Consider the following 5,286-nt stretch of genomic DNA (forward strand, 5'->3'; position numbering starts at 1 on the left):
TCACCGCCGCCGTCACACTCCGCGATCACCACCATGGCCGCGGCCACGTGACACGGTCATGCAGATTCCGCGGAACCGCCCCCGACCCGGCCGCATCCCACCTCCACCCGACGATCAAGGTGTTCCGCGGGACCGGGACCGGGTGGAATCCACTCCAGTCCGACCCGGTGAATTAAAGATCAGTAGTTACTCCAAGAACATGGATGCCCCCAAAGGGTTTCCAACCCTGCTAGATGATCATGTGCTGACCCGTCGGCAGACCGGCCGGATCTCCCGGCGCGCGCCCATACTCGCCCCATGGCCACGGCACCAGCGGCGCACGGCGATGACAGCAGCAGCGACGACGGCAGCGGGCTCGAACCGGGCGCGGAACTCGCCGAGGAGGCGGCACGCTACGCGCGGCTCGGCTGGATGCGGGCGACCTCCGGCAACCTCTCGGTGGTCGTCGGGACGGATCCCGTGCGGATCCTCGTCACCGCGAGCGGCCTGGACAAGGGCGCCCTCACCGCGGCCGACGTCGTCGAGCTGGACGGAGCCGGGGTACCGACGGGACGGACGCCGACCGGGCTGGCGGCGACCGGGCTGGCGGCGACGCCGTCGGCGTCGGCGGGCGGGTCACGGACGGGCGATCGTCCGCGGCAGCCGTCCGCGGAGGCCGTCCTACACGCCCGGCTGATCGGGCTGACCGGGGCTGCGGCGGTCGTCCACCTGCGCACGGTCGCCTCGGTGCTGGCCGCCGACCGGTTCCCGGACGGGTTGACCCTGCGTGACCACGAGATGCTCAAGGCACTCGGGCGCGCCGCCGAAGGGGATCCGGTCCGGCTGCCGGTCGTTACGAACAGTCAGGACATGGCCGTGCTCGCCGAGCGGGTGAGCGCGGCGTGGGAACCGGCGACGCCCGCGGCCCTCATCGCCCGGCACGGGATGTACGTCTGGGGCGCCGACCTGCTCGCCGTGCGGCACCGGGCCGAGGCGGTGGAGTGGCTGTGCGAGTGGGCCGTGCGAACCGCCGAACAGACGGTCAGCTGGCCGAGGTGACGGTGGAGATCGGGCCGCCCGGCTCGGTGCCGTCCTCGGTGACGAGGAGGCTGACCAGATGGGCGGGGGTGACGTCGAACGCGGGATTGAAGCCGCGGACGCCCGGCGGCGCGGTCGCCCGGCCGGCAAGCGAGAGCACTTCGGCGCCATCGCGCTCCTCAATCGGGATGTCCGCCCCCGACGGGGTGCCCGGGTCGATCGTCGAGCGGGAGGCGGCGACGACGAACGGGATGTCCGCGTAGGCGCAGGCCAGCGCGATCCCGACCGTGCCGACCTTGTTCGCGACGTCCCCGTTGGCGGCGATCCGGTCTGCGCCGACCAGCGCGACGTCGACGAGACCGCGCAGGATCGCGCCCGCGGCGGCGCTGTCGGCCTGGACTCGGCAGTCGATGCCGGCGCGGGCGAGCTCCCAGGCGGTCAACCGGCTGCTCTGCAGCAGCGGCCGCGTCTCGTCGACGTGGACGACCTCGACCGCGCCGCGGGCGTGCAGCTCGCGGATGACGCCGAGCGCGGTCCCCCACCCGGCGGTCGCGAGCGAGCCGGTGTTGCAGTGCGTCAACACCCGCAGGGGGCGCCGGGTCGTTCGGGCGAGCACGCCGTCGGCGCCGTGCCGGCCGATCGCCCGGTTAGCGGTCTCGTCCTCGACGGCGAGCCGCTCGGCCACCGCCAGCACCGCCGGCATGCCGGCGGGAATCCGCCGGGCGGCCGCGTCGACGCCGGCGGCGAGCGCCAGCGCGGTCGGGCGGGCGGCCCGCAGCCGGTGCAGCGCCGCGTCGAGCCGCGCGGTCTCCCAGCCCTCGCGCTCGGCGCTGCGCAGCGCGAGCGCGACGCCGAAGGCCCCGGCGACCCCTAGCGCGGGCGCCCCGCGCACGGCGAGCCGGCGGATCGCGGCGACCAGCTCGTCCGGGTCGTCCACCTCCAGGTGGACCAGCGCCTCGGGCAACGCGGTCTGGTCGAGCAGGCGCAGTGAGGAGCCCGTCCAGACCAACGGCCGCAGCTCGGGCCCGCCGACATCCACCATGATCGGACGGTAACCGATACCCACGGGCCGCGCACCGGGAAACGACCGGGGTGCACCCGCCCGGCGGCACCGGGCATCGCCCTTGACCCGCACCCCGGCCCGACGGAACATTGACAGACGATGACGTATCTCACGACGTGGGCGGCCGAAGCCCGGCCGCGCCTCCTCGAGGAAACTACCGATCTCGCGCGCATCAGGGCGGTATTGGCCGAAATAGCCGTGCGTTTTGAGCGGTGGCCGCTCGCATCCGACCTGCCGGCCGGCGCCGGAACCGAGGAAATCCTCACCGCCTACCGCTCGAGGATTGACGAACTGACCGCTGCGGAGGGATTCGTCCTCGTCAACGTCGCCGCCCTGCACCCGACTACGGCAGAGAACTGGCGCGAGGTGGCGGCCGCCGCGCGGGAGCGCTTTCTCGCCGAGCACACCCACGCCGACGACGAGATTCGATTCGTTGCAGCCGGCAGCGGCGTGTTCTACCTGCACGTCGGCAGCCGGGTGCAGGCGGTGCGGTGTGAGGCCGGCGATCTGATCAGCGTGCCGAAGGGGACGACCCACTGGTTCGACATGGGCGTCGATCCGGATTTCGCCGCGGTCCGGTTCTTCCGGGCGCCGGACGGCTGGGTCGGCGCCTTCACCGGCAGCGACATCGCCACCCGCATTCCGGACTTCGACGACCTCGCCCGCCGGGCCGCCGCCAACGCCCAGCCGGCCACGCAGAGGCCTGTTGCGGCCTCATGAGCCCGCCGCGCCTGACCGCCGAGCTCGCCCTGCTCGACATCGAGGGAACGACAAGTGCCACCGACGCGGTGCTGGGCACCCTGTTCCCGTACGCCCGGGCGAGACTCGGGCCGTGGGTCCGCGAGCACGGCGACGACCCCGAGATCCGCCGGATCGTCGACGAGGCTCGGTCGCTGCTCGGCGATGTCGACGCGCCGGTGGAGCGGGTCGTGGCCACGTTGACGCAGTGGAGCGACGATGACCGCAAGGCGGCACCGCTGAAGGCGCTGCAGGGCCTGATCTGGGCGGCGGGTTTTGCCGCCGGGGAACTTACCAGCCAGCTCTTCGACGACGTCGCCCCTGCCTTGCGGCGCTGGCACCGAGCGGGAGTCCGGCTGGCGGTGTTCTCCTCGGGTTCCACCCGGGCCCAGCGGGCCTGGTTCGCCGCGACCCCGGCAGGCGATCTGACCAGCCTGTTCGACGGATACTTCGACATTGACAGCGCCGGACCCAAACGCGACCCGGCCGCCTACCGCCGGATCGCCGCGGACCTTGCCGTGGCGCCACAGCGCGCGGTGTTCGTGTCCGACGTGTCCGCCGAACTCGACGCCGCGGCGGCCGCCGGGTTCGCGACCGTCGCCGTCTTGCGCCCCGGTGAGCTGCACCGCGACGCCGGCGGCCACCGTTGCGTCACGTCGTTCGCCGAGATGGCCATCGACGTGGCCTGAGTGGCGTCCGGAATCGCCTCGGCCGCCGCCCCCCAGCCGGCCCGTGATGTACCCGAGCCGCTGGCCGACCCAGCCGCGATCCGCTCGGCGTCGGTTCAACCCGCGGCCGGTTCAACCGCGGCTCTCCCGGGCATTGGCGGACAACGCGCCGAGATCGGACGGCCAGTCGGCGAGGTCGGATTCGGGCGCCGGGCCGGGCGGGCGACGCGCCGCGCCGCGCCCAGCTACCCCATAGGCCGCCGACTGAACGGGAATCTGCTCGCCGTACTCCAGGTAACCGGCCTGGCGCGGGGTGCGCCGCAGGCGGGCGGCCGCGGCGACGCGGCGGGCGTGCAACGGCGGGAGCAGCCGGTCGACCTCGTCCACCGGCACGAAGGCGAAATTGACGAGCTCGTCCATGTCGAGCCGGATGCGCTCGCGCCAGGAGGCGGACAGCAGTCCGCCGTCGAAGACGAACAGCAGCATCTCCCCCTCCAGCCAGCCGTCCTTGGGACGCGGGGCCCAGTCGACCGCGAGGAGCTCGCCGATCGGCGGGGTGATGCCGAGTTCCTCCTCCACCTCGCGCACGCACGCGGAGTACGGAGATTCACCGGGCTCGACAAAGCCGCCCGGAATGTCCCACCCGGGTTTGTAGGACGGTTCGACGAGCAGGACCCGGTCGTCGTCATCGAAGAAAAGGGCGCCGGCGGCTACATAGGGCTTCGCCATGGGCGGGATCTCGCCACCGGAGACCGAGCGGGTCACGGTGGGCACTCCACCGTTCACCGGATAGTCCGCCGCCCCCTCCGGCGAACGCTGTTCGCGTCCGACGACATGCACTCCGTTATGAGGTCCGCTTCCGTCCGTCATCCTAGAACTCTCGCGATCTTCATTCATGTCCGTCCTCATCTGGCACAGGACTGACGATCAGGCCGGCAGCCACGAAGCGGACCGCCTGCGCAGCCGCATCACCGATACCCGACCACGAAATGGCCGACCTCGCCAGTGATTCGCGGTGACCTTGGGGAAGTCCACGCGCCGGAAGCATGAACTTCCAGGCGAGCATAATCCACGAGATCGCGCGTTCATTTCGTTGACATCTTGCGGCGTCCCGAGCATTCGGGGCGAGCTGGTGCGCCCACTAAGGCGGGCACTCGCGACGATACGGAAAAATCCCGCGTTCCGACCGGCCCACGATGAACGGCGGACTCTGCCGGAGACGCCCCGCGCCGCTCCGATATGGAAGGCGACGCACCTCACCAGCGGGTGATATTGATCAATGCTGACGCAGACGCGGAACTTTTGACGGCATCAATCCGCAGATACGGATGCACTCCTCAGTCCGGGACGTGGCGGCACCCGGGTCCGACCGGCCCGGCCGCCGCGCTTGCACCGGCGATCGACCGACGCAACGACGACCCTACGACCACCACGGAGAGCCACTCCCACCTCAGGACGAGCCGACCACGGATGCCGACCGGCCCCGCACATCCACCGCCCACCGCCGGGGCGATGTGATTCCCGTCATCCTCGATGATCCGCACCGGTTCATACACATGTCGAGCGATTTAGTGAGATCACTCGAGCGCAAATCATCGGACCGGCCGCCGCGCCTGATCCGCCCGCCTGAGCGACCACGGGGCCAAAACGATCCCCGAAAGCCACCATGGCGATCCATTCGTGCACCAGTGGTGACCGGCTTATGCGAATGGTGGACCAACGGCTTCACCTTTGCCCCGCAGGGCGCGCGAGGGTCCGGGGCCGATCGGCGCTGCGGCGCTGGCACGACTGCGCTGGCGC

At 71.5% G+C, this 5,286-nt stretch carries 5 protein-coding genes; 3 read left to right on the forward strand and 2 right to left on the reverse strand.

Annotated elements, in window-relative coordinates:
- Window positions 1-297 precede the first annotated feature (297 nt).
- The gene (locus G6R25_RS20990; protein WP_163554292.1) at window positions 298-1,038 is read left to right on the forward strand and encodes a class II aldolase/adducin family protein; all 741 of its coding nucleotides are present in this window, start codon (window positions 298-300) and stop codon (window positions 1,036-1,038) included.
- On the opposite strand, the gene mtnA is transcribed toward G6R25_RS20990, so the two are convergent.
- Complete coding sequence (mtnA, locus tag G6R25_RS20995; protein WP_235949312.1) at window positions 1,022-2,083, reverse strand: S-methyl-5-thioribose-1-phosphate isomerase; 1,062 nt, start codon at window positions 2,081-2,083, stop codon at window positions 1,022-1,024. The genes G6R25_RS20990 and mtnA overlap by 17 nt on opposite strands.
- Window positions 2,084-2,179: 96 nt before the next feature.
- Between mtnA and G6R25_RS21000 the strand changes: the two genes are divergently transcribed.
- Both G6R25_RS21000 and mtnC read left to right on the forward strand, forming a co-directional pair.
- Complete coding sequence (locus tag G6R25_RS21000) at window positions 2,180-2,800, forward strand: 1,2-dihydroxy-3-keto-5-methylthiopentene dioxygenase (protein ID WP_163554293.1); 621 nt, start codon at window positions 2,180-2,182, stop codon at window positions 2,798-2,800.
- Window positions 2,797-3,507: an acireductone synthase gene (mtnC, locus tag G6R25_RS21005; RefSeq protein ID WP_163554294.1), complete on the forward strand. Its 711-nt coding sequence runs from the start codon at window positions 2,797-2,799 to the stop codon at window positions 3,505-3,507. The genes G6R25_RS21000 and mtnC overlap by 4 nt, the downstream gene beginning before the upstream one ends.
- A gap of 111 nt (window positions 3,508-3,618) precedes the next feature.
- Here mtnC and G6R25_RS21010 read toward each other — a convergent pair whose 3' ends face one another.
- Entirely contained in the window at window positions 3,619-4,272 is a 654-nt protein-coding gene (locus G6R25_RS21010) for an NUDIX domain-containing protein (protein WP_235949316.1), read from the reverse strand.
- Window positions 4,273-5,286 lie beyond the last annotated feature (1,014 nt).

This window comes from Candidatus Frankia alpina (genome assembly GCF_902806485.1).
In the GTDB taxonomy this organism is placed as follows: Bacteria; Actinomycetota; Actinomycetes; order Frankiales; family Frankiaceae; genus Frankia; species Frankia alpina.

What these genes read in the sequence shown, in the direction of transcription:
- mtnC (WP_163554294.1), top strand. Translation starts at nt 2,797, where the DNA reads ATGAGCCCGCCGCGCCTGACCGCCGAGCTCGCCCTGCTCGACATCGAG.
- G6R25_RS21000 (WP_163554293.1), top strand. Translation starts at nt 2,180, where the DNA reads ATGACGTATCTCACGACGTGGGCGGCCGAAGCCCGGCCGCGCCTCCTC.
- G6R25_RS20990 (WP_163554292.1), top strand. Translation starts at nt 298, where the DNA reads ATGGCCACGGCACCAGCGGCGCACGGCGATGACAGCAGCAGCGACGAC.